The organism is Pseudomonas sp. FSL W5-0299 (assembly GCF_005930655.1).
Lineage (GTDB): Bacteria > Pseudomonadota > Gammaproteobacteria > Pseudomonadales > Pseudomonadaceae > Aquipseudomonas > Aquipseudomonas mandelii.
In genome coordinates this window covers 92,154-117,334 of record NZ_RXHX01000003.1, presented here as the reverse complement: position 1 = coordinate 117,334, position 25,181 = coordinate 92,154, and the positions used below count along the sequence as shown (strand labels likewise).

Sequence of the window (25,181 nt, the reverse complement as noted above, 5' to 3'; positions counted from 1 at the left end):
AAGACAGGATTTACTCTTGGCCAATTAACTACTACAATTTTTCATGCCTGCGCAAGATTGGCAGGTGAGCCACTATCACCGAGTCGCTTCAAGGCTCTTGGCTTATAGCTTTGTTTGCGGTTGGTATCAGCCAAACACACTATTGGAGTAATGAATTTGTCCAGACTCGCTGAATTTCGTGCCGCTGAGAAGGCCCTTCAAGAACAGCTCAAGCAGCTGGAATCGCTGAAGAATGATGCCGGGCTCAAGAAAGAAATCGAATTCGAAGAAAAGCTCCAGGGGCTGATGAAAACCTACGGCAAAAGCCTGCGCGACATCATCGCCATCCTCGATCCGAACCCGGCAAAATCCGGTCTGCAGGCAGCAGCCCCTAAAACCCGTCGCGCCCGTGTGGTCAAGGTTTATCACAACCCGCATACCGGTGAGCTGATTGAAACCAAGGGCGGCAACCACCGTGGCCTGAAAGCCTGGAAGGAACAATACGGTGCCGCCACCGTAGATTCCTGGCTGCGGGGCTAAGCACTCGCGGTGATAAACAAGCCCTGCCAATGCAGGGCTTTTTTTATGGCCGGCCTCTCAATGCAACGAAGGGAGTCGTTCAACTCGCTACTTGCCGACTAAACTTTATGCTTAATCCGTTTGGGTATCTAAAGATTTCAGATCGCGCTGAAATCTGCAGTCACGCAAACCCGCAACTAAAGTTTCAAGCTGTTACGAGCCGCCGCAATTTCATCCTCACTTGCCTTATAAGCCTCAGCCTGCCCCGCGTAGGAAAGAACATAAGCCTTATCGGCATCCACCGCCGCGACCAATGTTTGCGACAGCACATGTCGACCATTCTGCGTAATCGTGCAGGTAGTTTCCAATCCCGATAAGCGGCTCAAGGTCGCCGGATGAATTTTGTTGCAGACACTTTGATAGCCGCCTTGAAAGAAGTCCTTCTGCACCGACTTGCGCATTTCCAGCAGCACACCCTCAAGATTGACCTGATGACCGCTTTCTACTTGAGTCATGGTCAATTCCATCACCATTACCGGCGTGCCGCCTTGGTCGACTTTCACCGCGCGCTGTCGGGAAACCCCTGGTTTGGCATCATCTTGCGGAACGGCTTCCACCTCCCAGCCCTTCGGCCAGGTCACCACCGGTGCATCCGCTTGAGCGCTGGCGACACCTGACAACAGGAAAATCAGGACCCACGTCGATTTACAGAATCGGATCATTGCAATGAGCACTCACGGATTGAACCGTAAAGTCTGAGCCTCACCCGTCCGTCAGGCAATAGCAGACTCTTAGCGTTTGGTGATGTCCCAGCCCTTGCGTATCATTGTCACCATTCGTTAGCCCCACTTATTTTCCGGAGGGCCCATGAGCCTGCACGAATTGAACACTTTCCCCGGCGTGACTGCTCAACCTGACACCGCCACCCAGAAGTTCGTCTTCAACCACACCATGCTACGGGTCAAGGACATCACCAAGTCCCTGGATTTCTACACGCGCATCCTGGGTTTTTCGCTGGTGGAAAAACGCGACTTCCCGGAAGCCGAGTTCAGTCTGTATTTCCTGGCGCTGGTTGATAAAAACCAGATTCCGGCTGACGCCGCCGCCCGTACCGAATGGATGAAATCGATCCCTGGCATTCTCGAACTGACCCATAACCACGGCACCGAGAACGACGCGGATTTCGCCTACCACAACGGCAACACCGACCCGCGCGGCTTCGGCCATATCTGCATCTCCGTGCCGGACATCCGTGCGGCGTGCGAACGTTTCGAAGCGCTGGGCTGCGATTTCCAGAAACGCCTGAACGACGGGCGCATGAAGAGCCTGGCCTTTATCAAAGACCCGGATGCGTACTGGGTCGAGATCATCCAACCGGCACCGATGTAAAAAATTCGCTGCCACTGATTGTTCCCACGCTCTGCGTGGAATTCAGCTCGGTAGGCGTTACCACGCAGAGCTTGGGAACGATCAGTATCACGCACACAAAAACCCCATGATCGCTCATGGGGTTTTGTGTTTCAGCGTTGGTGTCTAAGCCGGCGCGGAGGTGCGGATCAGGTGATCGAATGCGCTCAGCGAAGCCTTGGCGCCCTCGCCCACTGCAATCACGATCTGCTTGTACGGCACGGTGGTGACGTCACCGGCAGCGAACACGCCCGGCATCGACGTTTCACCACGGGCATCGACGATGATCTCGCCGCGAGGCGACAGCTCGATGGTGCCTTTGAGCCAATCGGTGTTGGGCAGCAAACCGATCTGCACGAAGATCCCTTCCAGCTCTACGTTACGCAGCTCGTCAGACTGACGATCCTTGTAACGCAGGCCATTGACCTTCTGACCGTCGCCCAACACTTCAGTGGTTTGCGCACTGGTGATCACAGTGACGTTCGGCAGGCTGTGCAACTTGCGTTGCAAGACCGCGTCAGCGCGCAGTTGTACATCGAACTCCAGCAACGTGACATGAGACACGATGCCCGCCAGGTCGATGGCCGCTTCGACGCCGGAGTTACCGCCGCCAATCACCGCCACGCGCTTGCCTTTGAACAGCGGACCGTCGCAGTGCGGGCAGTACGCCACGCCTTTGTTGCGGTATTGCTGCTCGCCCGGGACGTTCATTTCACGCCACCGCGCACCGGTCGCGAGGATCACGGTCCTGGCTTTCAGGGTCGCGCCACTGGCGAAATGGACCTCGTGCAACTCACCGTTCTTGCCCGGCACCAGTTTGTCGGCGCGTTGCAGGTTCATGATGTCGACGTCGTATTGCTTGACGTGTTCTTCCAGCGCTACTGCCAGTTTCGGGCCTTCGGTTTCCTGCACGGAGATGAAGTTCTCGATGGCCATGGTGTCGAGCACCTGCCCACCAAAACGCTCAGCCGCCACACCGGTGCGAATGCCTTTACGAGCAGCGTAGATCGCTGCCGAAGCACCGGCCGGGCCACCGCCGACGACCAATACGTCAAAGGCTTCCTTGGCGCTGATTTTCTCGGCCTGGCGCTCGATGCCGCTGGTGTCGATCTTGGCGAGGATTTCTTCCAGGCCCATGCGGCCCTGGCCGAAGTTCACGCCGTTGAGGTAAATGCTTGGCACGGCCATGATCTGACGATCATCGACTTCGGCCTGGAACAACGCGCCGTCGATGGCGACGTGGCGGATGTTCGGGTTCAGTACCGCCATCAGGTTCAGCGCCTGGACCACGTCCGGGCAGTTCTGGCAGGACAGCGAGAAGTAGGTCTCGAAGCTGAACTCGCCTTTGAGCGAACGGATCTGTTCGATCACTTCGACACTGGCCTTCGAAGGGTGGCCGCCCACTTGCAGCAAGGCCAGCACCAACGAAGTGAATTCATGGCCCATCGGGATGCCGGCAAAACGCAGGCTGATATCGGCACCCGGGCGATTGATCGAGAACGATGGCTTGCGTGCATCGTCACCGTTATCTAACAACGTAATCTGGCTGGAAAGACTGGCAACGTCTTTCAGGAGTTCGAGCATTTCCTGGGATTTCGCACCGTCGTCGAGGGAAGCAATGATCTCGATCGGCTGGGTGACCCGTTCCAGGTACGATTTCAACTGGGCTTTAAGATTGGCGTCCAACATACGGGCGATTTCCTTTTACTTGAGACGAAAAAAAACGCCCGAGCGAATCTCGCCCGGGCGTTTTTGAGGGCGGTTGCAGCTTACTGAGGTGCGGAAACCCGCCCTGATAGTGCTTTCACAGACTTAGATCTTGCCGACCAGGTCCAGGGACGGAGCCAGAGTGGCCTCGCCTTCTTTCCACTTGGCTGGGCAAACCTGGCCTGGGTGAGCAGCGACGTACTGGGCAGCCTTGATTTTGCGCAGCAGCTCGGAAGCGTCACGGCCAACGCCGCCATCGTTCAGTTCAACGATTTTGATCTGGCCTTCAGGGTTGATCACGAAGGTGCCACGGTCAGCCAGGCCAGCGTCTTCGATCAGCACGTCGAAGTTGCGGGAGATAGCGTGAGTCGGGTCGCCGATCATGGTGTACTGGATTTTGCCGATGGCTGGCGAAGTGTTGTGCCAGGCAGCGTGGGCAAAATGGGTGTCGGTGGAAACGCTGTAGATCTCGACGCCCAGTTTCTGGAACGCGTCGTAGTTGTCAGCCAGGTCTTCCAGTTCGGTCGGGCAAACGAAGGTGAAGTCGGCTGGGTAGAAGAACACGACAGACCACTTGCCTTTCAGGTCAGCGTCCGACACTTTTACGAAGTCGCCATTTTTGAAGGCGTCAGCTTTGAACGGTTTAACTTGGCTGTTGATGATAGGCATCGATGACTCTCCGTCAGGGTTGAAAAGTTTGGTTGAGAAGTTGATGGGGTGAATCCTACCCACTCGATCGCCGCCTGGCTCATTGGCAAAGCTCATGCTGCTGATTGGTTTTCGCTATTAGCGGACAGTATTAATAGAAGAAAACGGTATCTAGCTCACCAATGGCTTTTCAGCGACTCGGGCCATCCCGAGAAACGGGCTGACTTCAACATAGCGCATGGCTGACTTCACATCCTTCCAACCCACATAACTCATCAACGATTTCAGATCCCAACCACTCTGATGGGCCCAACTGGCAAAGCCGCGGCGCAGGGAATGGCTGGTGTAGTGGTCCGCCGAAATGCCGGCACGTTCCAAGGCCTGGCGCAACAAAGGGATCACGCTGTTGGCGTGCAAGCCCTCCTCGCTCAAGTGACCCCAGCGGTCGATTCCGCGAAACACCGGCCCGCGGACCAGCGCAGCTTCCGTGATCCATTGAATGTAGGCGTTCACTGGGCAGAGGCGCTGCAGGGCCGGGGTCTGGTAAGTCTTGCCGAGGTTCTCGCGATCGTTTTTGCTGCGCGGCAGGTAGAGGGTGATGCCTGAACTGGCGATCGCCTGCACGTGTTCGATTTGTACGCGGCACAATTCATCACTGCGAAAGCCACGCCAGAAGCCCAGCAAGATCAGCGCGGTGTCACGTTTGGCGCGAAGCAATCCTGGCTGATCGTTTTGCGCCTTGGCGGTTTTGGCCTCCTGTTCCAGCCATGCCACCACTTGCTCCAAATGCTGAAGCTGCAATGGCTCGGCCTGTTTCTCCTGGGCCGGGTGCAGCGCCCGTATGCCCTTGAAGACCTTGCGCACCACCGGCGACTTGGTGGGGTCGGCGAATCCCTGGCTGTTATGCCACTGCGCCAGCGCTGACAAACGCAACTTCAACGTATTGATCGACAGCACGCCCGCATGGGCCACCAGATAACGCGCGACGCTGTCGCTCGTCGCAGGCAGGAAACCACCCCAACTGACTTCGAAATGCTCGATGGCCGCCCGGTAGCTGCGACGCGTGTTGTCGCGGGTGGCGGCTTGCAGGTAGCGATCCAGATCGGTCATGGGCTTATCTCTCGAAAATGTACCGCTTTGGTGAAGTAAAACGTGTAACACGGCGTATCACGCGGGGTAATACCAGTATATCCCGCCTTAACAACTTACATTTTTTATCTTTTTGTTGATGATGGTACACTGCGTACTTTAGTGGCATGTACCACAGTACGAAATCGTAGGAGAAGAAATGGCTCGTGGCGGCGTAAACAAAGCGGTGGTGCAGGCGGCACGTTTGGCAATCCTTGCCCGTGGCGAAAACCCCAGCATCGATGCAGTACGGATCGAGATGGGCAATACCGGCTCAAAAACCACCATTCACCGCTATCTGAAGGAGCTGGACGACGGCAGCGAGCGCGCTGAAACGCCCTCTGAACCCATCGATGATGAGCTCGCAGGCTTGGTCGCGCGTCTGGCGCAGCGCCTCAAGGAGCAGGCGCAAGAGCCCATCGACCAGGCACGCGCGCAATTCGATCAGCAACGGAAGGAACTGGAAATCCAGCTGACTGAAGCCCGGCAAGCCAACACTGAACTGCACCAGCAATACGAAATTCAAAGCCTGGCCCTGACTCAAGAGTCCGAAGCGCTGCACGAAACCCGCGCCATGCTGCAGACCGAGCAAACCCGCAACGCCGGATTGAACCAGGCACTGGCCGATTTCGATTTACGCTTGCAAGACAAAGATGTGCAGATCCGCTCACTGGAAGAAAAGCACCTGCACGCACGCGATGCACTGGAACACTACCGCAACGCCATCAAGGAACAGCGCGAGCAGGAACAGAGCCGCCACGAAGGCCAGTTGCAACAGATTCAGATGGAATTGCGCCAGGCCCAGCAAAGCGCATTGGTGCGTCAGGACGAAATCACTCAATTGCACCGCGACAACGAGCGCCTGCTCACTGAGAACCGTGGAACGCTACGCGAACTTGGGCTGCTACAGGAGCAACTCAAACACACCCACAGCCGCCAGGATCAACTGCTGGAGCAGGTCAACCGCATTGACAGTGAGCGCACCCTCCTCCAAGAACGCTTGCGTGCCGCGCTGTTGGAAAGTCAGTCGCTCAAGCAAAGCGTCGACGAGCAGTCGCAGATAAACAAAGCGCTGGAAATCGATTTGCTCAAGACTCAGGCGAGCCTCGACGAAAGCCCGCGCCTGGCCGCTGTCATTGCAACAGCGCCAGACGCATCAGAGAGTGAAAAGAGCGATTAACCGGCAACCGGCGTGCGCATGGTGACGAACTCTTCGGCGGCAGTAGGATGCACGCCGATGGTTTCGTCGAAATCGCGCTTGGTCGCACCAGCCTTCAAGGCAATCGCCAAGCCCTGAACGATCTCACCGGCATCCGGCCCGACCATGTGGCAACCCAAAACCTTGTCGGTCTTGGCATCGACCACCAGCTTCATCAGCGTGCGCTCCTGGCACTCGGTCAGGGTCAGCTTCATCGGCCGGAAACGGCTTTCGAAAATCTGCACCTCGTGGCCAGCTTCGCGCGCATCTTCCTCGCTCAAGCCGACAGTGCCAATGTTTGGCAGGCTGAACACGGCGGTCGGGATCATCTTGTAATCCACCGGACGATATTGCTCAGGCTTGAACAAGCGACGCGCCACGGCCATGCCCTCAGCCAAAGCGACGGGGGTCAGCTGGACACGGCCGATCACATCGCCAAGCGCCAGAATCGACGGCTCCGCAGTCTGATACTGATCATCGACCGCGATGAAACCTTTCTTGTCGAGTTTGACACCGGTATTTTCCAGCCCGAGGTTGTCGAGCATCGGCCGGCGACCGGTGGCGTAGAACACACAATCCGCTTCCAGTTCGCGACCATCCTTGAGCGTCACCTTCAGGCTGCCATCGGACTGTTTATCGATGCGCTCGATGTCGGCGTTGAATTGCAGGTTCAGGCCGCGCTTGGTCAGCTCCTCCTGCAAATGCTTGCGTACCGCACCGTCGAAGCCGCGCAGGAACAGCTCGCCGCGATACAACAACGTAGTGTCGGCGCCCAGCCCGTGGAAGATCCCGGCGAATTCGACAGCGATGTAACCGCCGCCCACCACCAGAACGCGCTTGGGCAACTCTTTGAGGAAAAACGCCTGGTTGGAACTGATCGCGTGCTCATGCCCCGGAATCTCCGGGATCTGCGGCCAGCCACCGGTCGCAATCAGGATGTTTTTAGCGGTGTGACGCTCGCCATTGATTTCGACGGTGTTCGGGTCGACGATTTTGGCGTGGCCTTCATGCAAGGTCACACCGCTGTTGACCAGCAAGTTGCGGTAAATGCCATTCAGGCGATTGATCTCGCGATCCTTGTTGGCGATCAGCGTCGCCCAGTCAAACTTCGCTTCACCCAACGTCCAGCCAAAGCCCGAAGACTGCTCGAAGTCTTCGGCGAAGTGCGCGCCGTAGACCAGCAGTTTCTTCGGCACGCAGCCGACGTTCACGCACGTACCACCCAGGTAACGACTTTCAGCCACAGCCACTTTCGCACCAAAACCGGCAGCGAAACGCGCAGCCCGTACACCGCCGGAACCGGCGCCAATCACATAAAGGTCAAAATCGTAGGCCATTTTCAATCTCCTCGGCAGGCAACCAGCATACCCGCAGACGTCCGTTGGGCAAGCGCTGCAAGCGATATCGGGGGGCGGCAAATGAAAAAGCCACCCGAAGGTGGCTTTTCAATACAAGCAGGTCAAGCGCTATCAGTAAGCCTTGCCAGTCTTGTAGAAGTTCTCGAAGCAGAAGTTGGTCGCGTCGATGTAGCCTTCAGCGCCACCGCAGTCGAAACGCTTGCCTTTGAACTTGTAAGCCATGACGCAGCCGTTCTGGGCTTGCTTCATCAGGGCGTCGGTGATCTGGATTTCACCACCCTTGCCTGGCTCGGTTTGTTCGATCAGGTCGAAGATGTCCGGCGTCAGGATGTAACGACCGATGATCGCCAGGTTCGACGGTGCATCTTCAGGCTTTGGCTTCTCGACCATGCTGTGAACACGGTAGATGTCATCGCGGATCATCTCACCGGCAATCACGCCGTACTTGTGAGTTTCTTGCGGGTCGACTTCCTGGATGGCAACGATCGAGCAGCGGAACTGCTTGTACAGCTTGACCATCTGGGTCAGTACGCCGTCGCCTTCGAGGTTGACGCACAAGTCATCCGCCAGCACCACGGCGAACGGTTCGTCGCCGATCAGTGGGCGACCGGTCAGAATCGCGTGGCCCAGGCCTTTCATTTCGGTCTGGCGGGTGTAGGAGAACGAGCAGTTGTCGAGCAGCTTGCGGATGCCGACCAGGTACTTCTCTTTGTCGGTGCCCTTGATCTGGTTTTCCAGCTCGTAGCTGATGTCGAAGTGGTCTTCCAGGGCGCGTTTGCCACGACCGGTGACGATGGAGATTTCAGTCAAACCAGCGTCCAGTGCTTCTTCGACGCCGTACTGGATCAGTGGCTTGTTTACCACCGGCAGCATTTCTTTGGGCATGGCTTTAGTCGCTGGCAGGAAGCGAGTACCGTAACCGGCTGCTGGGAACAAGCATTTCTTGATCATATAAGTCCTTGAAAGGGCTGTGTGTACGAGTTTCGGCGCAGTCTAATCAGGCGGCGTGCACCTTACAATGCCCCGCGCTGGCTAACCAATGCCATCATAGAGAAATATTCCCGCGGATAGTTCAATCCGCATTTTCACGCGGTCAAATCAGCGTAGCTCAAAGAGGCCGACAAACTCGACCACCATACGCTTATCGTCCCCCAATGCGAGCATTTGCCGGTATCATGGCGACTTTGAACCAGTGAACGAGACAGATAGATGACCGTAACGAAAATCATCAACGGGTACACGGTCGACAAAGGAAAAGATGGCCAGTGGCGCATTACCGCCGCCAATGGCGAAGATGTTTCCGGGCCGTTACCCAGCGAAGCGATGGCGATTGAAGTGGCGTCGGTGTTCGACTACACCCACCCCGCGCCGAAGCGACGCGGCAAGAGTCAGGACTGATATCCTGCGGCACTCGCAGAGCCCTGCCATTGAGCAGGGCTTTTTTGTGGCCAGGTACAAACAAGTGGCCATTCGCTATAACCTTTTGCTGCCTGCGCTGTCACAGGCTTAGCCCCATCATCCTGACGACGACAACGACATGACTAAATTTTTGCCCCTGATTGCAATCCTGGCCCTGAGCGGCTGCGCCACTTCCGAGAAAATGTACCTGAACAACGGAGAGCAAGGCCTGGCAATCGACTGCTCCGGCGAAGCCAACTCCTGGGCCACGTGCTATGAAAAAGCCGATGCCTCTTGCGCGGGGACCGGCTACCGGATCGTCGGCACCGACGGATCGCCTTCCACCAAGGAAAGCGACAAAACCCTGGGGGTCGATGTCGGCAACTTCAAGAACCGCAGTGTCGTGGTGGTCTGCAAGTAGGGCGCCCTGCCCTACATGTGAATTTCCGCAAATTTGATTCCGAGACCACGCACGGTCTCGATCAAATCGTCGAGACGAGCAAACGACTCGACCTCATCGTTATCATCCACCAGAAAATAGCTGCGCCCGGCGCTCTTCTTGAAAAACACGATCCATTCCCCCGGGTTCGCGGGATTTTGAATGACGTGGGTGGCAGAGATCAGTCCCTCTGCATGGCGTTCCTGTACCTGCTCTCGCTTCATGCTCGACTCCAGAAAAGACAATGCCGCCAAAGCATGACTTTGACGGCATCGGTGTGAACGGTGGCTAGTCTATCAGCCGGAAATGCAGGCGTTGGCGGCTTTCTGCACGTCTTTAGGACGCACCGGCACATTGGACATACGCTCATGCAGCTTTATACCACTGCCACCCGAACGGTCTTCGATGTCGAACACGGCTGCCGGGGCCGATGAAAATTTCGCCGGCACGATGACGCGCATCCCGTCCTTGGTTGACTCCAGTTGCAGGGCGCCACGACTGTCGGCCAGTTTTTCGACCAGGCATTGCGCGTATTCATTGGGCCTTTTGCCTGAGATCACGTTCATGGTAGGCAACGTCTCATTAATCTCCGAGACATTCGCACAGCCACTCATCACCAATGCCAACGGCAAGGCCAACACACCCCACTTCATACAAAACCTCCGATAAAGACCCTCCGACAGCACAAATGCTGATTTTCTCCGAGGCTCGCTGCGTTTATCGCTCATAGAATTCCGAATAACTGTTTTTAATTGTCAAAGCGAACCTCGACGACCGGATAATAACCTGTTCGGGCTGATAAACTGCGCCAATCGCCCATGCTATCGTTTTGATTTTGTAGAAAAAGCCCTTCTGGAGGCGCCTCATGAAATTTATCCACCAGCGCGAGCACCTCAACGAAGACGACATCGTCGTCATCCAGTGCTCCCAAACATGCAACATCCGCTTGATGAACGACGCCAACTTCCGCAGCTTCAAGAACGGCGGCCGTCACACTTACCACGGCGGTGCGTTCGATACTTTCCCGGCCCGGATTACTGCACCGAGCACCGGTTTCTGGAACATCACCATCGACACGGTCAACCGCCGTCCGATCAGCGTGACCCGCAAACCGACCCTGACGCACTCGATCAAGATCATCCGTCGCTCCAGTACAAAACTGAGCTGAGTGACGCTCCCACACGAATAAAAGCAGGTATGACCGTGGCCCAAACGACCAAGTACGTCATCAAATACAAACTCAACGGCGAACGCCGCTTCGAATTTGCCCAGCTCGAAAAAGGCACTGAAGAAGAAGCCAAAGCTGCGCTGGACGCCATTCATGGTTCGAGCGACGACGTCATCAGCGACATTGCCGTCAGCAAAGCACTGTAACGCGACCCGGCACCCGGAGCGACAACATGGACGTCGTGCTCCGCGCCCGTCTTGAATTCGACCGCAAGCGCCGGAGTGTTCACTCCCTTGGCGCCCCCTAGACTGGCCACCTCGACCTTTGGTTAAGGAGTCAGAACATGTCTACCTCCCCGATTCGCTACATCAGCGGCACTTCCAGCCTAGGCGTCTTGTTGCTGGCGTTCAGCGCCGAGGGCCTGTGCGCGTTGCTGCTCGGTGAAGACTTGATCACGCTCGAACGCGATCTGGCGCGGCGTTTCCCTGGCCCGCCACCGCCGCAGCGCGATGAAGGTTTGATGCCGGCCTTGGAGCAAACCCTGCGCCACCTCGAAAACCCACACACCGCACTCGATCTCCCACTGCACCTGAGCGGCAGCGTATTTCAACGGCGAGTCTGGGAAGTCCTGCGGAAAATCCCCGTCGGTGAAACCGCCAGCTACCGTGATATCGCCCAGCGCCTGGGTCAGCCCAGCGCTTCCCGGGCGGTAGCGAATGCCTGTGGGGCCAACCCGGTGGCCGTTATCGTGCCTTGCCATCGGGTGCTGCGCCAGGACGGCAGCCTCGGCGGTTATCGCTGGGGACTGGAGCGCAAACGGCAGTTGCTGGATCGCGAGGCTCAGCGATGAGCGAGCAAACCTTCGATGCGCTGGACTGGGCGGCCCTGGGGCAACAAATCGATCAGGATGGCTGCGCTGTCATCAAGTCGCTGTTGAGTGCGCAGGCGTGCGATGACGTCAGTGCGCTCTATACCCAGTCAGCGCCCTTCCGCTCTCAAGTGATCATGGCGCGACACGGTTTTGGCCGTGGCGAGTACAAGTATTTCAACTACCCCTTGCCGGACACAGTCGCCCGCTTGCGCAGTGCGCTCTACCCTCGACTGGTGCCGATCGCCAACCGCTGGTATGAATGCATGGACTTGCCGTCCCGTTTCCCCGCAACCCACGAAGCGTTCCTGCAACGCTGCCATGCCGCCGGTCAGGAACGCCCGACTCCGTTATTGCTGCAATATGGCCCGCAGGACTACAACTGTTTGCACCAGGATCTGTACGGCGAACACGTGTTCCCGCTGCAGGTGGCGATTCTTCTGTCGGAACCGGACGAAGACTTTACCGGCGGCGAGTTTGTGCTAACCGAACAACGCCCGCGGATGCAGTCACGCCCGCAGGTGATCCGCCTGAAGAAAGGCGATGGTCTGATCTTTGCCGTGAGCCAGCGACCGGTCAAAGGCGTTCGCGGCTATTACCGAGTGACCATGCGTCACGGCGTGAGTCGCCTGCACAGCGGAAAACGGCATACCCTTGGAATCATCTTTCACGATGCGTTATGACCCCATGAGCCCGACCACTTTCGATCTTTTTGCCGATGCCGAACCCGAGCAGGAGCCCAGACGTGAGCAGATCGGTGAACAGTCCTTCGTCTTGCGCGGCTTTGCCCTGCCCCGGCTCGATCGATTGTTGCCAGCACTTGAAGCGGTTCTGGCGGCCGCTCCGTTTCGGCAGATGGTCACCCCCGGCGGCTTTACCATGTCGGTGGCCTTGAGCAGTTGCGGCACCTGGGGCTGGACCACCGACCGCAGCGGCTACCGGTATACGCGCAATGACCCACAGACCGGACGCCCCTGGCCCGAGATGCCTGACGTGTTTTTCGAACTGGCACAAGCGGCGGCACGGGAAGCGGGATTTGCCGGGTTTGTCCCTGACTCCTGCCTGATCAACCGCTATGTCCCCGGGGCCAGGATGTCATTGCACCAAGACAAGAACGAAGGTTCCTACGCCGCACCGATCGTGTCGGTGTCATTGGGATTGCCGGCAATGTTCCTGTTCGGCGGGTTTGAACGAAGCGATAAAAGCCAGCGTGTACCGTTGCTGCATGGCGATATCGTGGTCTGGGGTGGCGTCGATCGTTTGCGTTATCACGGCGTGCTGCCGATCAAGGACGGCCATCACCCGCGCCTGGGTGAACAACGGATCAACTTCACCTTTCGAACCGCCGGATGAAGCCCAAGAATTCAACCGCAAGACTCGGAGTGCTGTGGTGCTGGGGGCTTGTTAATCTGGAAAAAACGGGTCAACGGACATGAAACCATGACAACTCATTCGACCAGGATTGCCACCGAGGACGATCCTCGTTGGGCCGCCGTCGTTGCACGGGATCCCGGTGCCGACGGGCAGTTTGTCTACGCCGTGAAAACCACCGGAATCTATTGCCGCCCCAGCAGCCTGGCGCGCTTGCCCAAACCGCAGAATGTCGAATTTTTCGACACGGCAGAACAAGCCCTGGCGGCGGGCTATCGTCCCAGCAAACGTGCCACGAAGGATCAAAGCGATGTCGCCGCACAACACGCAGCAACCGTCGCTGTCGCCTGCCGCCACATCGAATCCGCCGAAAATCCGCCTGCGTTAAGTGAGCTGGCGCAGGCAGCGGGCCTGAGCAGCTTCCATTTCCACCGCGTGTTCAAAGCCGTGACCGGGCTTACACCCAAGGGGTACGCCACCGCCCATCGTTCCCGCAAAGTGCGCGAACGCCTGGCCGACGGCGGCTCAGTCACCGAAGCCCTGTATGACGCCGGTTTCAACTCCAACAGCCGCTTCTATGAATCGGCCGATAAACTGCTGGGCATGAAGCCGGGGGATTACCGCGCGGCGGGCCAGAACAACGACATTCGTTTTGCCGTTGGCCAGTGTTCCCTGGGGGCCATTCTGGTGGCGCAAAGTGAACGCGGTGTTTGCGCGATCCTGCTGGGGGATGATCCGCATCAACTGGTTTGCGATCTGCAGGACAAGTTTCGGCGTGCGAATCTGATTGGCGCCGATCACGCGTTCGAGCAGTTGATTGCCAAGGTTGTCGGTTTTATCGAAGCCCCGGCAATTGGCCTGGATTTGCCGCTGGACGTGCGCGGCACCGCTTTTCAAGAGCGGGTCTGGCAGGCGCTGCGGGAGATTCCTGCAGGCAGCACCGCCAGCTACGCCGATATCGCACAGCGTATCGGCGCGCCCAAAGCCGTGCGCGCCGTGGCTCAGGCCTGCGGCGCGAACAGTATTGCAGTGGCGATCCCGTGCCACCGCGTGGTACGCAGCGACGGCAACCTCTCGGGCTATCGCTGGGGTGTCGAGCGCAAGCGTCAGTTGCTGGAACGCGAAACCGTGTAATCAGCGATTCACATCGACCACCACTCGCCCGCGCAATTGCCCGGCGAGCAAGCGCGGTGCGGCGTCGATAGCTTCGCTCAAGCCGATTTCATGGCTGATCAGTGGCAGCAACGCGAAGTCCAGATCCCTGGCCAGCCGATTCCAGGCTTCCATCCGCTTGGCTTTGGGCTGGGTCACGCTGTTGATCCCGGCCAACGTCACGCCACGCAAAATGAACGGCGCGACGGAGGCAGGGAAATCCATGCCTTGTGCAAGACCACAGGCGGCGACCGTGCCATTGGCCTTGGTGCTGGCGCAGGCGTTGGCCAGCGTGTGGCTGCCGACCGAGTCGATCACCGCCGCCCAGCGTTCCTTGGCCAGCGGCTTGCCCGGCAAGGACAGAGTGGCGCGATCAATGATCTCGCTGGCGCCCAGTTGCTTGAGGTAATCGTGCTCGGCGGTGCGCCCCGTGGACGCTACGACTTTATAGCCAAGCTTGCTCAGCAGCGCGATGGCGAAACTGCCTACGCCGCCGTTGGCCCCGGTGACCAGGACTTCGCCCTGCTCAGGCGTGACACCATTATGTTCCAGCGCCAGGATGCACAGCATCGCCGTGTAACCGGCCGTGCCGATTGCCATGGCTTGAGCCGCGGTGAATTCCTTGGGCAGCGGGATCAGCCAGTCGCCCTTCAGACGTGCTTTTTGCGCGAGCCCGCCCCAGTGCCCTTCGCCTACGCCCCAGCCATTGAGCAAGACCTGGTCACCGACCTTGTAGTCCGGATGCTCGCTGACTTCGACCGTACCGGCCAGGTCGATCCCCGGCACCATGGGGAATTTCCTGACCACCGGGCTGCTGCCGGTGATCGCCAGGCCATCCTTGAAGTTCAACGTGCTGTACGCGACCCGCACTGTCACATCGCCCTCGGGCAGTTGATCGTCATTGATCTCTTGCAGTGTGGCCCGGTAACCGCTGTCGTCTTTGTCGATCAAAATACCTTTGAACATCATTGCCTCTCAATGCAATCGATCCGGTTGTGGGGGCATTGAAATACCACAAAGAAACATCTCGCCGTACAAGACTTTAGCCAAACCTACGATGCACCGAGCGCTACCATGACGTGCGGTTACGCCTTTTTTAAGGCCCTTGAATAACGGAAAACGTCCCGGATACAAAAGTCGACTGGCTCTGCATCAACCATTGCTGGTAAAAAACCGGTTCTATCCGCCGGAGAATCATTGAAATGAGCCAATGGCCAGACACCCGTATTCTTGACCTGCTCGGCATCGAACTGCCGATCATCCAGGCACCTATGGCCGGCGCTACCGGCTCGGCCATGGTTATCGCCGCGAGTAACGCTGGCGGACTGGGTTCGATGCCCGCGGCGATGCTGAGCATCGAGCAGTTGCGCGAAGAGCTGAAGACGATCCGCCAACAGAGCCAGCGTCCGTTCAATATCAACTATTTTTGCCATCAGACCCCGGCCGCCGATGAGCAACGGGCTCGGGAATGGAAAAACCTGCTGGAACCGTATTATCGGGAACTGGGCGTCGATTTCGAGGCCCCCACACCGGTATCCAATCGCGCGCCGTTCGATAACGCCGCCTGCGAAGTGCTCGAAGAATTCCGTCCCGAAGTCGTAAGTTTTCACTTCGGCCTGCCGGAACAATCACTGCTGGATCGGGTAAAAGCCACCGGGGCGAAAATTCTTTCCTCGGCGACCACCGTCGAAGAAGCCGTCTGGCTGGAACAACATGGCTGCGACGCGATCATCGCCATGGGCTACGAGGCAGGCGGACATCGGGGAATGTTCCTCAGCGATGACTTGAGCAGTCAGGTCGGCACATTCGCCCTCGTGCCTCAGGTCGTCGATGCGGTGAAAGTGCCGGTGATTGCAGCGGGTGGGATCGGTGATGCGCGGGGGGTGGCGGCAGCTTTTCTGCTGGGCGCTTCGGCGGTGCAGGTGGGGACGGCTTACCTGTTCACGCCGGAGGCCAAGGTCAGCGCGTCTCACCACAAGGCGCTGCGCACGGCCAAGGAAAGCGAGACTGCGGTGACCAATCTTTTCACCGGCCGCCCAGCACGAGGAATCCTCAATCGGGTGATGCGCGAACTCGGCCCCATGAGCGATAAAGCCCCGGCCTTCCCGTTGGCCGGCGGTGCGTTGATGCCGTTGCGGGCCAAGGGCGAAGCGGATTTCAGCAATCTCTGGGCTGGGCAGGCATTCACGTTGGGCGTTGAAGTGAGTACGGCAGAGCTGACTCGGCGTTTGGCGGAGGAAGGTTTGGCCAAGTTGCTCCGTCGCTGAAGCACGCTGCTGTAGCCTGCTGCTCCAGGTTCACGCAATTTCACAGACTCGGCTCCAACACATTCCGTTTGCGGGCATTACGCTATATATTTCGATATATAGCGTTTCGCCCCCTCGTTGCATTCGCCTATCACGGAGCCGTTTCATGCCCATGCGTGCCTCACGTTTTGCCCCGGCCTGCCTCGCAAGCCTGCTCGCCGTCTTCGCGTTCGGCTCCGCCCACGCAGGCGAAGTCCAGGTGGCCGTCGCCGCCAACTTCACCGCGCCGATCCAGGCCATCGCCGCCGATTTCGAAAAAGACACCGGGCATAAACTGGTCACCTCCGTTGGTGCAACCGGTCAGTTCTACGCCCAGATCAAGAATGGCGCGCCGTTCGAAGTGTTCCTCTCTGCCGACGACACCACCCCGCAAAAACTCGAAGCTGAAGGCGACGCCGTCAAGGGTTCGCGCTTCACCTACGCCGTTGGCACGCTGGCACTGTGGTCAGCCAAGGAGGATTACGTCGATGCCAAGGGCGATGTGCTGAAAAGGAACGAATACAAGCACCTTTCCATCGCCAACCCGAAAGCCGCGCCTTATGGCCTTGCCGGCACTCAGGTGCTGGCCAAACTGGGCCTGACCGACAAGGTCAAAGACAAGCTCGTTGAAGGCCAGAACATCACCCAGGCCTATCAGTTCGTTTCCACCGGCAACGCTGAACTCGGCTTCGTGGCCTTGTCGCAGATCTACAAAGACGGCAAAGTCACCGGCGGTTCGGCCTGGATCGTCGCGGCCGACATGCACGACCCGATCAAACAAGACGCGGTGATCCTCAACAAGGGCAAGGACAACCCGGCCGCCAAGGCACTGGCTGACTACCTCAAGGGGCCCAAAGCCGCCGCCATTATCAAGTCCTACGGTTACCAACTCTAAATGACGCTGACGAGTGCCGACTTTTCCGCCATCTGGCTGACCCTGAAACTGGCGTCCCTGACGACGGTTATCCTGTTGATCATCGGCACTCCGATTGCGTTATGGCTGTCGCGCACCCGCTCGTGGTTGCGCGGCCCGGTCGGGGCAATTGTCGCCCTGCCCCTGGTCCTGCCGCCCACGGTGATTGGCTTTTACTTGTTGTTGGCGCTCGGCCCTAACGGCTTTGTCGGCCAATTCACCCAGTCACTGGGGCTCGGCACGCTCACATTCAGTTTTGCGGGACTGGTGATCGGTTCGGTGCTGTACTCGATGCCGTTCGTGGTCCAGCCGCTGCAAAACGCCTTTTCCGCCATTGGCACCCGCCCGCTGGAAGTGGCCGCCACCTTGCGCGCCAATCCATGGGACACCTTTTTCAGCGTGATTCTGCCGCTGGCTCGCCCCGGTTTCATCACCGCGGCCATTCTCGGTTTCGCCCACACTGTCGGCGAGTTCGGCGTGGTGCTGATGATCGGCGGCAACATTCCCGACAAGACCCGCGTGGTCTCGGTGCAGATCTACGATCACGTTGAAGCCATGGAATATGCCCAGGCCCATTGGCTCGCCGGGGCAATGCTGGTGTTCTCCTTTGCCGTATTGCTGGCGCTCTATTCCAGCCGTAAAACCAAAGCGGGCTGGAGCTGATCGATGATTCATATGCGCCTTAAACTGACTTATTCAGGATTCGCCCTGGAGGTGGCTCTGCAATTGCCCGGCCGCGGAGTAACGGCACTTTACGGCCATTCCGGGTCAGGCAAGACCACGTGCCTGCGCTGTATCGCCGGTCTGGAGCAGGCCGAACAGGGCTTTATTCAGGTCAACGATGAAGTCTGGCAGGACAGTGACAAGAAGATTTTCGTACCGCCGCATAAACGTGCGCTGGGGTATGTTTTTCAGGAGGCCAGCCTGTTTCCTCACCTTTCGGTGCTGGCCAATCTGGAGTTCGGGCTGAAGCGCATCCCCAGGCAGCAACGCCGGGTTGACATGGCGCATGCCACTGAACTGTTGGGCATTGGTCATCTGCTGGACCGCCATCCGCAGCACCTGTCCGGAGGCGAACGGCAACGAATCGGCATCGCCCGCGCGCTGCTCACCAGCCCCAAACTGTTGCTGATGGACGAACCGCTGGCGGCGCTGGATAGCCAGCGCAAAAACGAAATCCTGCCTTATCTGCAACGCCTGCACGATGAACTCGATATCCCGGTGCTGTACGTCAGCCACTCACAGGATGAGGTCGCCCGACTGGCCGACCACATCGTCCTGCTCAGCGACGGCAAGGCGCTGGCCAGCGGACCAATCGGTGAAACCCTGGCGCGTCTCGATTTGCCCCTGGCGCTGGGCGACGATGCGGGCGTGGTGATTGAAGGCCATGTCAGCGCCTATGACCCGCACTATCAGTTGCTGACGCTGCAGCTGCCCGATACCGACCTGAGCATTCGCGTGGCGCACGCTCCGATGACCCAAGGCCAGGCGCTACGTTGCAAAGTCCAGGCGCGGGATGTCAGCCTGAGCCTGCAAGGCGTCGAGCACAGCAGCATCCTCAATCGCTTGCCGGTGACGGTGATCAGCGAAATCGGCGCCGATAACGCCGCCCACGTGCTGATCCGCCTGAATGCGGCCGGCACACCGCTGCTGGCACGCATCACCCGCTACTCCCGGGACCAACTGGGCGTGCACCCCGGCCAGCAACTCTGGGCGCAGATCAAAGCGGTGGCCGTGCTGGCGTAAATTCGTCGGCACCACGGCGAATGGACGCGGTCAATGGCTGTACAGGCCCCCTGACTTCGTCGCCAAGGATTTTTTGCCATGCCCGATACCGCGCTGCCCGATGTGCTGCCACCCGACCTGCACTACGTCGACGACACGCAGCCTGGAATCACCCGCAAACGCTTGCGTGGCAAATTCTGCTACTTCGATCCTGCGGGCCAGCGCATTACCGATCCCGACGAAATCAGGCGCCTCAACGCCCTTGCCGTGCCACCGGCCTATACCAATGTGTGGATCTGCGCCGACCCACGTGGTCATTTGCAAGCCACCGGCCGTGACGCTCGCGGTCGCAAGCAATACCGTTATCACGCGCGTTGGCGCGAAGTGCGCGATGCCGATAAATACTCACGCCTGCGGGACTTTGGCCTGGCACTGCCGAAGCTGCGCAAACAGCTTGAAACGCTGCTGGACGCTCCGGGTTTCAGCCGAGATAAAGTCATGGCCACCGTGATTACCTTGCTCGATGCGACGCTGATCCGGGTCGGCAACACGCAATACGCCCGGGAAAATCGATCCTATGGCCTGACCACCCTGCGCAGCCGTCACGTCGAGGTCAACGGCAGCGCGATCCTGTTCCAGTTTCGCGGCAAGAGTGGTGTCGAACACCAGATCACCGTGAAAGACCGACGCCTGGCGCGAATTATCAAGCGCTGCCTGGAGATTCCCGGGCAAGACCTTTTCCAATACCTGGACGAAAATGGCGAGCGACACACCGTCAGCTCCTCAGATGTCAATGCCTACCTGCAAACCCTCACCGGCGCCGACTTCACGGCCAAGGATTATCGGACATGGGCCGGGAGCGTCCTGGCGTTGTCGGTGCTGCGTGAGTTGCAGTGGGAGCCTGAGTCGGACGCGAAACGGCATGTGGTCGAGATGGTCAAGAACGTTGCCAGGCAACTCGGTAACACCCCGGCCGTGTGCCGCAAGTGCTACATCCACCCGGCGGTGCTCGAAGGTTTTATGCTCGGTGCCTTGGCCCAACTGCCGCGGCCGAGACTGCGTAAAGGTCTCAGGGCAGAAGAAGTCGGGCTCGCCATGTATCTGGAGAAAATGATCGCTGAGGCAGAATCGACAAAATGACCCGTCCATTTTTTGCACGATTGCAAAGAGCTTCTATAGTTGATGTGGACATGAATCAGCTGCGGTGACGCCATGGAAGACATTTTCGTTGTGAAGCGTTGCAACAAGATCATCATTCATGGCCGCCGGGCCGGAGAAGCCGGCCACCCGCCACCCGACGCCGCCGTCTGGTATCGCATTGAAGATACCCGCACCCGTGGCTTTATCGGTGACGGCTTCGATCTTGAAGAAGATGCCCGACGTGAATGCCGGCAGCTCAATACCAGGTCACAAGTGACGGCCCGACAAGCCTGAAGTCCGGGTCTATACTGAAATCAGCTGAAGGACCAGCGACCCCATCGGCAGAAAGCTCGCACCCAGCGGGCTTTTTGCTGCTATTTGTCAGGTTTCTTGAACGGAGGTGTTTGCCATGTCCGAAAAAGAGTCCATCACCACCCTGCTTACCCTGCTCGACTCCCGCCAGGCTCGACTTGCCGCTGCGTGCAAGGAGATTGCCGATTGGGTAGATCATCAAGGAGGGCATCCGACAGCCCTCAGAATTCGTGACCGCCTGAACGACATTGAAAAAGACGCGCCACTGATTCGAAACACCCTGTCTTCGTTAAAACCTGTCGACCCGCCTCTTCCACGGTTCAGATGATTCGATCTGGGCGCGCGATTCAAGAACAGGGTCTGATCCAGGACGTGTGAACGGCGACTTGATCGTCAGCGCGTCCTTGCCTGTCTGATTATCTTTTTCTCCAAACCCCACCTGACCTGACGCCGGGATTTTTTGTGACTTCTTTTCACGTAACGTTCACAACACACACCCTACAGTGGGTTCACTCCTTTGATGAACCCCTTGGCCTGCCCGCATGCAGGCCATTTTTTTGCCCGCTGGTCAGCCAACGAACGTCTTCATTAGCTGGAGGTCAAACAGTCACACGTCACGAAGGAGACGTCCCATGGTCACTCACTTCAAAGTCAGCGGGCATCTGGCCTGCGGTCACAAAGGCAGCAATCTCACATCAACCAGCGAATTGACCCGCGTAAAGTGCAGAAGCTGCCGCAACACCGACGCGTTCAAGGACGCGCGCAAAGCCGAACGTAACGCAGCACGCCGTGCTGCGCGCAAGGCCAAAGTCACTCACACCGCCAATGACTGGCGCGCCGCCTGGGTACAACGGTTGACCGCCATGGCCGGATTGCAAAGGTTACCCCGTGGTTTTACCGGCCAGCCTTTCGTTTAAAAACTGCGCCAGGAAAGATCTCATGCGGGAGAGAACCTGCTCGCGATGAGGGCAGCACATTCAACATTGATGTGACTGACCTTCAACCATCGCGAGCCGGCTCGCTCTCACCGGGGGATTGGCCCTGACAGGTCTGTTGATGAGTCGCACGTGTTCAGGTTCGCCGGCTCCATGATTTCAGCGAGCGACATGCGCTTGAAGGCTTCAAACAACCGCCGGCCCTCTTCGGGCGCACAAGAAATGGCCAGTCGCATAGTCGCTTCACCTAGCTGCCAGATCAGAAAGGCAGAATCAGCAACCCGCTGCGCATCGCTGCCTGGAAACACCCGCAGCATCGCATCGGCCAGCAAGCCGCCCGCCACACGACTCTCCTCCAGCTCCAACGCCAGCAACTGCTTGTCTGCCTGCATGCCTGACCAAATATCACGCATCGCAGGTTCGGCCTGAACGATCTCGTAATACTGATCCAGCAGGTCCGAATAGGCATCCGCCAACCCTTGCGCATCTTGCACCGTCACCAGCGCCTCTTCGATACAACGACGGCTTGCCGCGTTATAGCGCTCGGCCAGTGTGCGAATGACCGAGCTCTTGTCAGGGAAGTACTGATAAAGCGATCCGATCGAGATCTCCGAGCATTCGGCAATTTCGCTCATTTTTACCTGGTCGCTGCCCTTGGTTGCGATCAGTTGCGTCGCCACCGCCAGGATTCGCTCCTGCCGCTCGCGACTGCGTTGTTGCGTGGGATTGCGGCGGGTCGGCTCCGTAACAGGTTGCTCGAGCCCGGTGGCAGCTTTCTTTGGCACTGGCGTGATTCCGATCAATAACATGACAAGCACTCACCTTAGCACCACCCGCGAACGCTCCCAAGTGGTTGCATCCGTATGTCGGTTTCCTCCTTAACATTGGTTGACGGTAGAACATGAGCGTTTATCATCTTCTTAACGTGAGTATTCCTCACATTAACCGATGGAGATGAACGCGATGAAAACCACTCAGGACACCCTCCTCGTTCTCGGTGCGACCGGTAAAACAGGGCGCAGGATCACCCAGCATCTCCAGGCCGCAGGATTGCCCGTGCGCTTGGGTTCTCGCGGCGCGAATCCTCCCTTTGACTGGGAAAATCGACGGACCTGGGATGCGGCGCTTGATGGCGTTCACGCTGTTTACATTTCCTATAAACCGGACCTCGCCGTTCCGGGCGCCCTCGATACTATCCAGGCGTTTACCAACCTGGCCGTCAAACGTGGCGTCGGCAAATTGGTTCTGCTGTCCGGACGTGGCGAGGTTGAAGCGGAACAAGCCGAACGCGTCATTCAAAACAGCGGTGTCGACTGGACGATCCTGCGGGCCAGCTGGTTCTTCCAGAACTTCAGCGAGGCGCATTTTCTGGAGCCCATTCTTGAAGGAGAACTGGCCCTTCCCGTCGGCAATATCGCGGAGCCCTTCGTCGATGTGGAGGACATTGCCGAAATTGCAGTCCAGGCACTGACCCAACCGGGGCATTCACGCCAACTCTATGAATTGACCGGGCCACGGGCACTGACTTTTGCCCAAGCGGTCGATGAGATTGCTCAAGGGACCGGGCGCGAGATCAGTTTCGTCGCCGTACCGCCGGATGCATATCGTCAGGCACTGGAGCAGGCACAACTTCCTGCGCCGTTGATTGACCTGGTGCTTTATCTCTTCACCACGGTGCTCGACGGTCGCAACACGCCGTTAGCCAATGGCGTTCAGCGCGCACTTGGCCGGCCCGCGCGCGACTTCAGCGATTATGTTCGGCGCACCGCTGCTACAAAAATCTGGCAGAACCAGGTTTGAGGTTGACGAGGGTCATTTATCAAGAATTGCGGAGCAGAAACGACAAAGGCCTGCATGAGTTTCCTCATGCAGGCCTTTGATATGTATGGTGCCCGAAGCCGGAATCGAACCGGCACGCCCTTACGAGCGGGGGATTTTAAGTCCCATGCGTCTACCAGTTTCGCCATTCGGGCGGTAGCGCGGTGAAGCTGTCTGGCTTGTGCAACAGAGGACGAAATATATACATCCCGCCCCGGTGAAGCAAGTTCGCAGATCCCCTTTTCAAGACAAAATCTTGCAAGGTAGCGCAAATAAAAAAGCTCCGTAAATCATAGATCTACGGAGCTTGTTTATAGTGGAGGCCGAGGTCGGAATCGAACCGGCGTAGGTGGATTTGCAATCCACTGCATAACCATTTTGCTACTCGGCCTCAAACATCTGATGTCATGTAGCGCAACATCAAATGTGTACAAACCTGGAACAGGAAACGAGCTTATGATTCACGCTCTATCTCCTTGAAAACATTGAGCTTTTTCAGCCGTCTGTGCTTTCGATGGCGTGAATTATGTACTCATTTCCTGAGGCTGGCAACCCCTTGATTTCAAAAAAATTCTGGCAGCACGTTTTCTTGGCCCCGGGTGTTTGTGCCCTCCCCTCTGATCGCCCGGGCATTGATGCACGATTCTACAGCCAGGCAACAAGAGACTGATCATAAGGTGGCTGGCTTGGTATCTGATCCCTGCAAGGTTGTCGTTTTCCGGTTGTACCTCCGGGATCGGACCTCAAGCTGTGATTCGCCCTCGTCGATAGTCACCTTGCTGCAAGATAACAAAGCCGTCGATGCACTGACGTATACCTCCCGGGGCGGGATAGCGCAGCTTGACGCACCGCTTTCCTGGGAATACACGCAGCATGACAAAGTGTCCTTGCACATGAGGGGCAATTTCGGAAGTTCGTCGACGGCCGGCCGGTTCCAAAATCTGGGCGCATCGCTGCTTTTGCAACTGGCTGAGACCAACAAGAACATTTCCCAGTCAGTCCTTCGCTCATCGACTGGAAGGCCTCTCGAAGCTGGCGAGCTGGCGGCTGCCCAAGCCAAACTCCATAGTGGCATCGCAGATAACTCCATCAGCCTCACGCTGAATACAGCGAGTGGCAAAACCAGCAAAGGGTCGCAATATTGCTCGCGTATTGGATGTGATCCGATCAATCGCCGAGCAAACCAATCTTTTAGCGCTTAATGCCGCGATCGAAGCGGCACGCGCAGGTGAAGCCGGCAGAGGGTTTGCCGTTGTCGCCGACGAAGTGCGAGCATTGGCACATAGTACCGCCCAGTCGACAGAAGAAATCGAAATCATGGTTGCAGGGATACAGAGTGGTACGACTGAAGCCGTTCTGTCCATGTCACGGAATAGCGATCGCACACAATCAACGCTCGAGCTGGCAAATGCCGCGGGTGATTCTTTAACACAGATAACCGAGTCTATTTCTCAGAGCAACGAGCGAAATCTGGTCATTGCAAGCGCTTCGGAGGAGCAGGCACAAGTATCTAGAGAGGTTGATCGTAATCTGGTTAATATCCGCGACCTGTCGACTCAGTCTGCAGCAGGTGCCAATCAAACCAGTGCGGCCAGTAATGAGTTGTCACGGCTGGCTGTTGATCTAAGTGGAATGGTGAATCGATTTATAGTTTAACCACAGCCAAAAGCCAAAAGCCAAAAGCCAAAAGCCAAAAGCCAAAAGCCAAAAGCC

Annotated in this window: 30 protein-coding genes, 2 tRNA genes and 1 pseudogene; 21 read left to right on the top strand and 12 right to left on the bottom strand. The window is 57.8% G+C overall.

What is annotated here, in order from left to right; translation table 11 throughout:
• Nucleotides 1-156 precede the first annotated feature (156 nt).
• Complete coding sequence (locus tag FHL16_RS06110; RefSeq protein ID WP_077747869.1) at nt 157-519, top strand: histone-like nucleoid-structuring protein, MvaT/MvaU family; 363 nt, start codon at nt 157-159, stop codon at nt 517-519.
• A gap of 176 nt (nt 520-695) precedes the next feature.
• On the opposite strand, the gene FHL16_RS06105 is transcribed toward FHL16_RS06110, so the two are convergent.
• The gene (locus tag FHL16_RS06105; RefSeq protein ID WP_077747746.1) at nt 696-1,220 is read right to left on the bottom strand and encodes a DUF4946 domain-containing protein; all 525 of its coding nucleotides are present in this window, start codon (nt 1,218-1,220) and stop codon (nt 696-698) included.
• A gap of 145 nt (nt 1,221-1,365) precedes the next feature.
• Here FHL16_RS06105 and gloA point away from each other — a divergent pair, with 145 nt between their 5' ends.
• Nucleotides 1,366-1,887 (top strand): lactoylglutathione lyase, encoded by a 522-nt coding sequence (gene gloA, locus FHL16_RS06100; RefSeq protein WP_010460703.1) that lies wholly within the window; start codon nt 1,366-1,368, stop codon nt 1,885-1,887.
• Between the two features lie 144 nt (nt 1,888-2,031).
• Here the strand turns inward: gloA and ahpF are convergent, their stop codons facing one another.
• From ahpF to FHL16_RS06085, 3 genes are all read right to left on the bottom strand, one after another.
• Nucleotides 2,032-3,594 carry an alkyl hydroperoxide reductase subunit F gene (ahpF, locus tag FHL16_RS06095; RefSeq protein WP_077747745.1) on the bottom strand — a complete coding sequence of 521 codons (1,563 nt, stop codon included), beginning with the start codon at nt 3,592-3,594 and terminating at the stop codon, nt 2,032-2,034.
• 123 nt (nt 3,595-3,717) lie between these two features.
• The gene (gene ahpC / locus FHL16_RS06090) at nt 3,718-4,281 is read right to left on the bottom strand and encodes an alkyl hydroperoxide reductase subunit C (protein WP_010460707.1); all 564 of its coding nucleotides are present in this window, start codon (nt 4,279-4,281) and stop codon (nt 3,718-3,720) included.
• Between the two features lie 150 nt (nt 4,282-4,431).
• On the bottom strand, nt 4,432-5,370 hold the full coding sequence (locus tag FHL16_RS06085; protein ID WP_077747744.1) for a site-specific integrase: 939 nt from the start codon (nt 5,368-5,370) through the stop codon (nt 4,432-4,434).
• 178 nt (nt 5,371-5,548) lie between these two features.
• Here FHL16_RS06085 and FHL16_RS06080 point away from each other — a divergent pair, with 178 nt between their 5' ends.
• The gene (locus FHL16_RS06080) at nt 5,549-6,568 is read left to right on the top strand and encodes a DNA-binding protein (RefSeq protein WP_077747743.1); all 1,020 of its coding nucleotides are present in this window, start codon (nt 5,549-5,551) and stop codon (nt 6,566-6,568) included.
• On the opposite strand, the gene gorA is transcribed toward FHL16_RS06080, so the two are convergent.
• Both gorA and galU read right to left on the bottom strand, forming a co-directional pair.
• Entirely contained in the window at nt 6,565-7,923 is a 1,359-nt protein-coding gene (gene gorA, locus FHL16_RS06075; protein ID WP_077747742.1) for a glutathione-disulfide reductase, read from the bottom strand. The two genes, FHL16_RS06080 and gorA, sit on opposite strands and share 4 nt — an antisense overlap.
• 132 nt (nt 7,924-8,055) lie before the next feature.
• Entirely contained in the window at nt 8,056-8,895 is an 840-nt protein-coding gene (gene galU, locus FHL16_RS06070) for a UTP--glucose-1-phosphate uridylyltransferase GalU (protein WP_010460715.1), read from the bottom strand.
• A gap of 258 nt (nt 8,896-9,153) precedes the next feature.
• Between galU and FHL16_RS06065 the strand changes: the two genes are divergently transcribed.
• Together FHL16_RS06065 and FHL16_RS06060 are read left to right on the top strand one after the other, a co-directional pair.
• Complete coding sequence (locus FHL16_RS06065; RefSeq protein ID WP_077747741.1) at nt 9,154-9,342, top strand: hypothetical protein; 189 nt, start codon at nt 9,154-9,156, stop codon at nt 9,340-9,342.
• A gap of 139 nt (nt 9,343-9,481) precedes the next feature.
• Nucleotides 9,482-9,763 (top strand): hypothetical protein, encoded by a 282-nt coding sequence (locus FHL16_RS06060; protein ID WP_010460719.1) that lies wholly within the window; start codon nt 9,482-9,484, stop codon nt 9,761-9,763.
• Nucleotides 9,764-9,774: 11 nt separating this feature from the next.
• Here FHL16_RS06060 and FHL16_RS06055 read toward each other — a convergent pair whose 3' ends face one another.
• Nucleotides 9,775-10,005, bottom strand: coding sequence for a hypothetical protein (locus FHL16_RS06055; protein WP_010460721.1), 231 nt, complete (start codon nt 10,003-10,005; stop codon nt 9,775-9,777).
• Nucleotides 10,006-10,077: 72 nt separating this feature from the next.
• Nucleotides 10,078-10,434: a hypothetical protein gene (locus FHL16_RS06050; RefSeq protein ID WP_010460722.1), complete on the bottom strand. Its 357-nt coding sequence runs from the start codon at nt 10,432-10,434 to the stop codon at nt 10,078-10,080.
• A gap of 212 nt (nt 10,435-10,646) precedes the next feature.
• Here FHL16_RS06050 and FHL16_RS06045 point away from each other — a divergent pair, with 212 nt between their 5' ends.
• From FHL16_RS06045 to ada, 6 genes are all read left to right on the top strand, one after another.
• Nucleotides 10,647-10,949 (top strand): DUF1883 domain-containing protein, encoded by a 303-nt coding sequence (locus FHL16_RS06045; RefSeq protein ID WP_007946189.1) that lies wholly within the window; start codon nt 10,647-10,649, stop codon nt 10,947-10,949.
• A gap of 29 nt (nt 10,950-10,978) precedes the next feature.
• Complete coding sequence (locus FHL16_RS34000) at nt 10,979-11,155, top strand: hypothetical protein (protein WP_010460725.1); 177 nt, start codon at nt 10,979-10,981, stop codon at nt 11,153-11,155.
• A 137-nt stretch (nt 11,156-11,292) separates the two neighbouring features.
• Nucleotides 11,293-11,799 carry a methylated-DNA--[protein]-cysteine S-methyltransferase gene (locus FHL16_RS06040; RefSeq protein ID WP_077747740.1) on the top strand — a complete coding sequence of 169 codons (507 nt, stop codon included), beginning with the start codon at nt 11,293-11,295 and terminating at the stop codon, nt 11,797-11,799.
• Nucleotides 11,796-12,500, top strand: coding sequence for a 2OG-Fe(II) oxygenase (locus FHL16_RS06035; RefSeq protein WP_077747739.1), 705 nt, complete (start codon nt 11,796-11,798; stop codon nt 12,498-12,500). Before FHL16_RS06040 ends, FHL16_RS06035 begins: the two co-directional genes overlap by 4 nt.
• Entirely contained in the window at nt 12,490-13,170 is a 681-nt protein-coding gene (alkB, locus tag FHL16_RS06030) for a DNA oxidative demethylase AlkB (protein ID WP_077747738.1), read from the top strand. Before FHL16_RS06035 ends, alkB begins: the two co-directional genes overlap by 11 nt.
• 87 nt (nt 13,171-13,257) lie before the next feature.
• Nucleotides 13,258-14,322 (top strand): bifunctional DNA-binding transcriptional regulator/O6-methylguanine-DNA methyltransferase Ada, encoded by a 1,065-nt coding sequence (gene ada / locus FHL16_RS06025; protein WP_077747737.1) that lies wholly within the window; start codon nt 13,258-13,260, stop codon nt 14,320-14,322.
• On the opposite strand, the gene acuI is transcribed toward ada, so the two are convergent.
• On the bottom strand, nt 14,323-15,306 hold the full coding sequence (acuI, locus tag FHL16_RS06020; RefSeq protein ID WP_077747868.1) for an acrylyl-CoA reductase (NADPH): 984 nt from the start codon (nt 15,304-15,306) through the stop codon (nt 14,323-14,325).
• A gap of 236 nt (nt 15,307-15,542) precedes the next feature.
• Here acuI and FHL16_RS06015 point away from each other — a divergent pair, with 236 nt between their 5' ends.
• The 8 genes from FHL16_RS06015 to FHL16_RS05980 all read left to right on the top strand — a co-directional run bounded on the left by FHL16_RS06015 (nt 15,543) and on the right by FHL16_RS05980 (nt 21,632).
• Complete coding sequence (locus tag FHL16_RS06015; protein ID WP_077747736.1) at nt 15,543-16,607, top strand: NAD(P)H-dependent flavin oxidoreductase; 1,065 nt, start codon at nt 15,543-15,545, stop codon at nt 16,605-16,607.
• Nucleotides 16,608-16,752: 145 nt separating this feature from the next.
• Complete coding sequence (gene modA / locus FHL16_RS06010; RefSeq protein ID WP_077747735.1) at nt 16,753-17,520, top strand: molybdate ABC transporter substrate-binding protein; 768 nt, start codon at nt 16,753-16,755, stop codon at nt 17,518-17,520.
• A complete protein-coding gene (gene modB / locus FHL16_RS06005) occupies nt 17,521-18,201 on the top strand; it encodes a molybdate ABC transporter permease subunit (RefSeq protein WP_077747734.1) in 681 nt (226 codons plus the stop codon).
• 3 nt (nt 18,202-18,204) lie between these two features.
• A complete protein-coding gene (modC, locus tag FHL16_RS06000) occupies nt 18,205-19,284 on the top strand; it encodes a molybdenum ABC transporter ATP-binding protein (RefSeq protein WP_077747733.1) in 1,080 nt (359 codons plus the stop codon).
• Nucleotides 19,285-19,362: 78 nt separating this feature from the next.
• Nucleotides 19,363-20,403 (top strand): DNA topoisomerase IB, encoded by a 1,041-nt coding sequence (locus FHL16_RS05995; RefSeq protein WP_077747732.1) that lies wholly within the window; start codon nt 19,363-19,365, stop codon nt 20,401-20,403.
• 72 nt (nt 20,404-20,475) lie between these two features.
• A complete protein-coding gene (locus FHL16_RS05990; protein WP_077747731.1) occupies nt 20,476-20,697 on the top strand; it encodes a hypothetical protein in 222 nt (73 codons plus the stop codon).
• Between the two features lie 115 nt (nt 20,698-20,812).
• Nucleotides 20,813-21,043 carry a hypothetical protein gene (locus FHL16_RS05985; protein ID WP_010460746.1) on the top strand — a complete coding sequence of 77 codons (231 nt, stop codon included), beginning with the start codon at nt 20,813-20,815 and terminating at the stop codon, nt 21,041-21,043.
• Nucleotides 21,044-21,347: 304 nt separating this feature from the next.
• Complete coding sequence (locus FHL16_RS05980) at nt 21,348-21,632, top strand: hypothetical protein (protein ID WP_010460748.1); 285 nt, start codon at nt 21,348-21,350, stop codon at nt 21,630-21,632.
• A gap of 107 nt (nt 21,633-21,739) precedes the next feature.
• On the opposite strand, the gene FHL16_RS05975 is transcribed toward FHL16_RS05980, so the two are convergent.
• A complete protein-coding gene (locus FHL16_RS05975; protein WP_077747730.1) occupies nt 21,740-22,459 on the bottom strand; it encodes a TetR/AcrR family transcriptional regulator in 720 nt (239 codons plus the stop codon).
• Between the two features lie 154 nt (nt 22,460-22,613).
• Here FHL16_RS05975 and FHL16_RS05970 point away from each other — a divergent pair, with 154 nt between their 5' ends.
• Complete coding sequence (locus FHL16_RS05970) at nt 22,614-23,450, top strand: NAD(P)H-binding protein (RefSeq protein WP_077747729.1); 837 nt, start codon at nt 22,614-22,616, stop codon at nt 23,448-23,450.
• 86 nt (nt 23,451-23,536) lie between these two features.
• Here FHL16_RS05970 and FHL16_RS05965 read toward each other — a convergent pair.
• Both FHL16_RS05965 and FHL16_RS05960 read right to left on the bottom strand, forming a co-directional pair.
• Nucleotides 23,537-23,623 (bottom strand) — tRNA-Leu (locus FHL16_RS05965).
• A gap of 162 nt (nt 23,624-23,785) precedes the next feature.
• A tRNA-Cys gene (locus tag FHL16_RS05960) sits at nt 23,786-23,859 on the bottom strand.
• Between the two features lie 749 nt (nt 23,860-24,608).
• Between FHL16_RS05960 and FHL16_RS05955 the strand changes: the two are divergent.
• Nucleotides 24,609-25,124 (top strand): annotated as a pseudogene (locus tag FHL16_RS05955) (methyl-accepting chemotaxis protein); the annotation flags it as partial.
• Between the last annotated feature and the right edge of the window lie 57 nt (nt 25,125-25,181).

Bases quoted from the DNA above. Each gene is read 5' to 3' on its own strand.
- FHL16_RS06105 (WP_077747746.1), bottom strand. From the start codon at position 1,220: ATGATCCGATTCTGTAAATCGACGTGGGTCCTGATTTTCCTGTTGTCA.
- ahpF (WP_077747745.1), bottom strand. From the start codon at position 3,594: ATGTTGGACGCCAATCTTAAAGCCCAGTTGAAATCGTACCTGGAACGG.
- gorA (WP_077747742.1), bottom strand. From the start codon at position 7,923: ATGGCCTACGATTTTGACCTTTATGTGATTGGCGCCGGTTCCGGCGGT.
- FHL16_RS06050 (WP_010460722.1), bottom strand. From the start codon at position 10,434: ATGAAGTGGGGTGTGTTGGCCTTGCCGTTGGCATTGGTGATGAGTGGC.
- galU (WP_010460715.1), bottom strand. From the start codon at position 8,895: ATGATCAAGAAATGCTTGTTCCCAGCAGCCGGTTACGGTACTCGCTTC.
- FHL16_RS06045 (WP_007946189.1), top strand. From the start codon at position 10,647: ATGAAATTTATCCACCAGCGCGAGCACCTCAACGAAGACGACATCGTC.
- FHL16_RS06040 (WP_077747740.1), top strand. From the start codon at position 11,293: ATGTCTACCTCCCCGATTCGCTACATCAGCGGCACTTCCAGCCTAGGC.
- modC (WP_077747733.1), top strand. From the start codon at position 18,205: ATGATTCATATGCGCCTTAAACTGACTTATTCAGGATTCGCCCTGGAG.
- FHL16_RS05975 (WP_077747730.1), bottom strand. From the start codon at position 22,459: ATGTTATTGATCGGAATCACGCCAGTGCCAAAGAAAGCTGCCACCGGG.
- ahpC (WP_010460707.1), bottom strand. From the start codon at position 4,281: ATGCCTATCATCAACAGCCAAGTTAAACCGTTCAAAGCTGACGCCTTC.
- alkB (WP_077747738.1), top strand. From the start codon at position 12,490: ATGCGTTATGACCCCATGAGCCCGACCACTTTCGATCTTTTTGCCGAT.
- FHL16_RS05970 (WP_077747729.1), top strand. From the start codon at position 22,614: ATGAAAACCACTCAGGACACCCTCCTCGTTCTCGGTGCGACCGGTAAA.
- FHL16_RS06060 (WP_010460719.1), top strand. From the start codon at position 9,482: ATGACTAAATTTTTGCCCCTGATTGCAATCCTGGCCCTGAGCGGCTGC.
- FHL16_RS05985 (WP_010460746.1), top strand. From the start codon at position 20,813: ATGTCCGAAAAAGAGTCCATCACCACCCTGCTTACCCTGCTCGACTCC.
- gloA (WP_010460703.1), top strand. From the start codon at position 1,366: ATGAGCCTGCACGAATTGAACACTTTCCCCGGCGTGACTGCTCAACCT.
- FHL16_RS05995 (WP_077747732.1), top strand. From the start codon at position 19,363: ATGCCCGATACCGCGCTGCCCGATGTGCTGCCACCCGACCTGCACTAC.
- FHL16_RS06035 (WP_077747739.1), top strand. From the start codon at position 11,796: ATGAGCGAGCAAACCTTCGATGCGCTGGACTGGGCGGCCCTGGGGCAA.
- FHL16_RS05990 (WP_077747731.1), top strand. From the start codon at position 20,476: ATGGAAGACATTTTCGTTGTGAAGCGTTGCAACAAGATCATCATTCAT.
- modB (WP_077747734.1), top strand. From the start codon at position 17,521: ATGACGCTGACGAGTGCCGACTTTTCCGCCATCTGGCTGACCCTGAAA.
- FHL16_RS06015 (WP_077747736.1), top strand. From the start codon at position 15,543: ATGAGCCAATGGCCAGACACCCGTATTCTTGACCTGCTCGGCATCGAA.
- FHL16_RS06055 (WP_010460721.1), bottom strand. From the start codon at position 10,005: ATGAAGCGAGAGCAGGTACAGGAACGCCATGCAGAGGGACTGATCTCT.
- acuI (WP_077747868.1), bottom strand. From the start codon at position 15,306: ATGTTCAAAGGTATTTTGATCGACAAAGACGACAGCGGTTACCGGGCC.
- FHL16_RS06065 (WP_077747741.1), top strand. From the start codon at position 9,154: ATGACCGTAACGAAAATCATCAACGGGTACACGGTCGACAAAGGAAAA.
- modA (WP_077747735.1), top strand. From the start codon at position 16,753: ATGCCCATGCGTGCCTCACGTTTTGCCCCGGCCTGCCTCGCAAGCCTG.
- FHL16_RS05980 (WP_010460748.1), top strand. From the start codon at position 21,348: ATGGTCACTCACTTCAAAGTCAGCGGGCATCTGGCCTGCGGTCACAAA.
- ada (WP_077747737.1), top strand. From the start codon at position 13,258: ATGACAACTCATTCGACCAGGATTGCCACCGAGGACGATCCTCGTTGG.
- FHL16_RS34000 (WP_010460725.1), top strand. From the start codon at position 10,979: ATGACCGTGGCCCAAACGACCAAGTACGTCATCAAATACAAACTCAAC.
- FHL16_RS06085 (WP_077747744.1), bottom strand. From the start codon at position 5,370: ATGACCGATCTGGATCGCTACCTGCAAGCCGCCACCCGCGACAACACG.
- FHL16_RS06080 (WP_077747743.1), top strand. From the start codon at position 5,549: ATGGCTCGTGGCGGCGTAAACAAAGCGGTGGTGCAGGCGGCACGTTTG.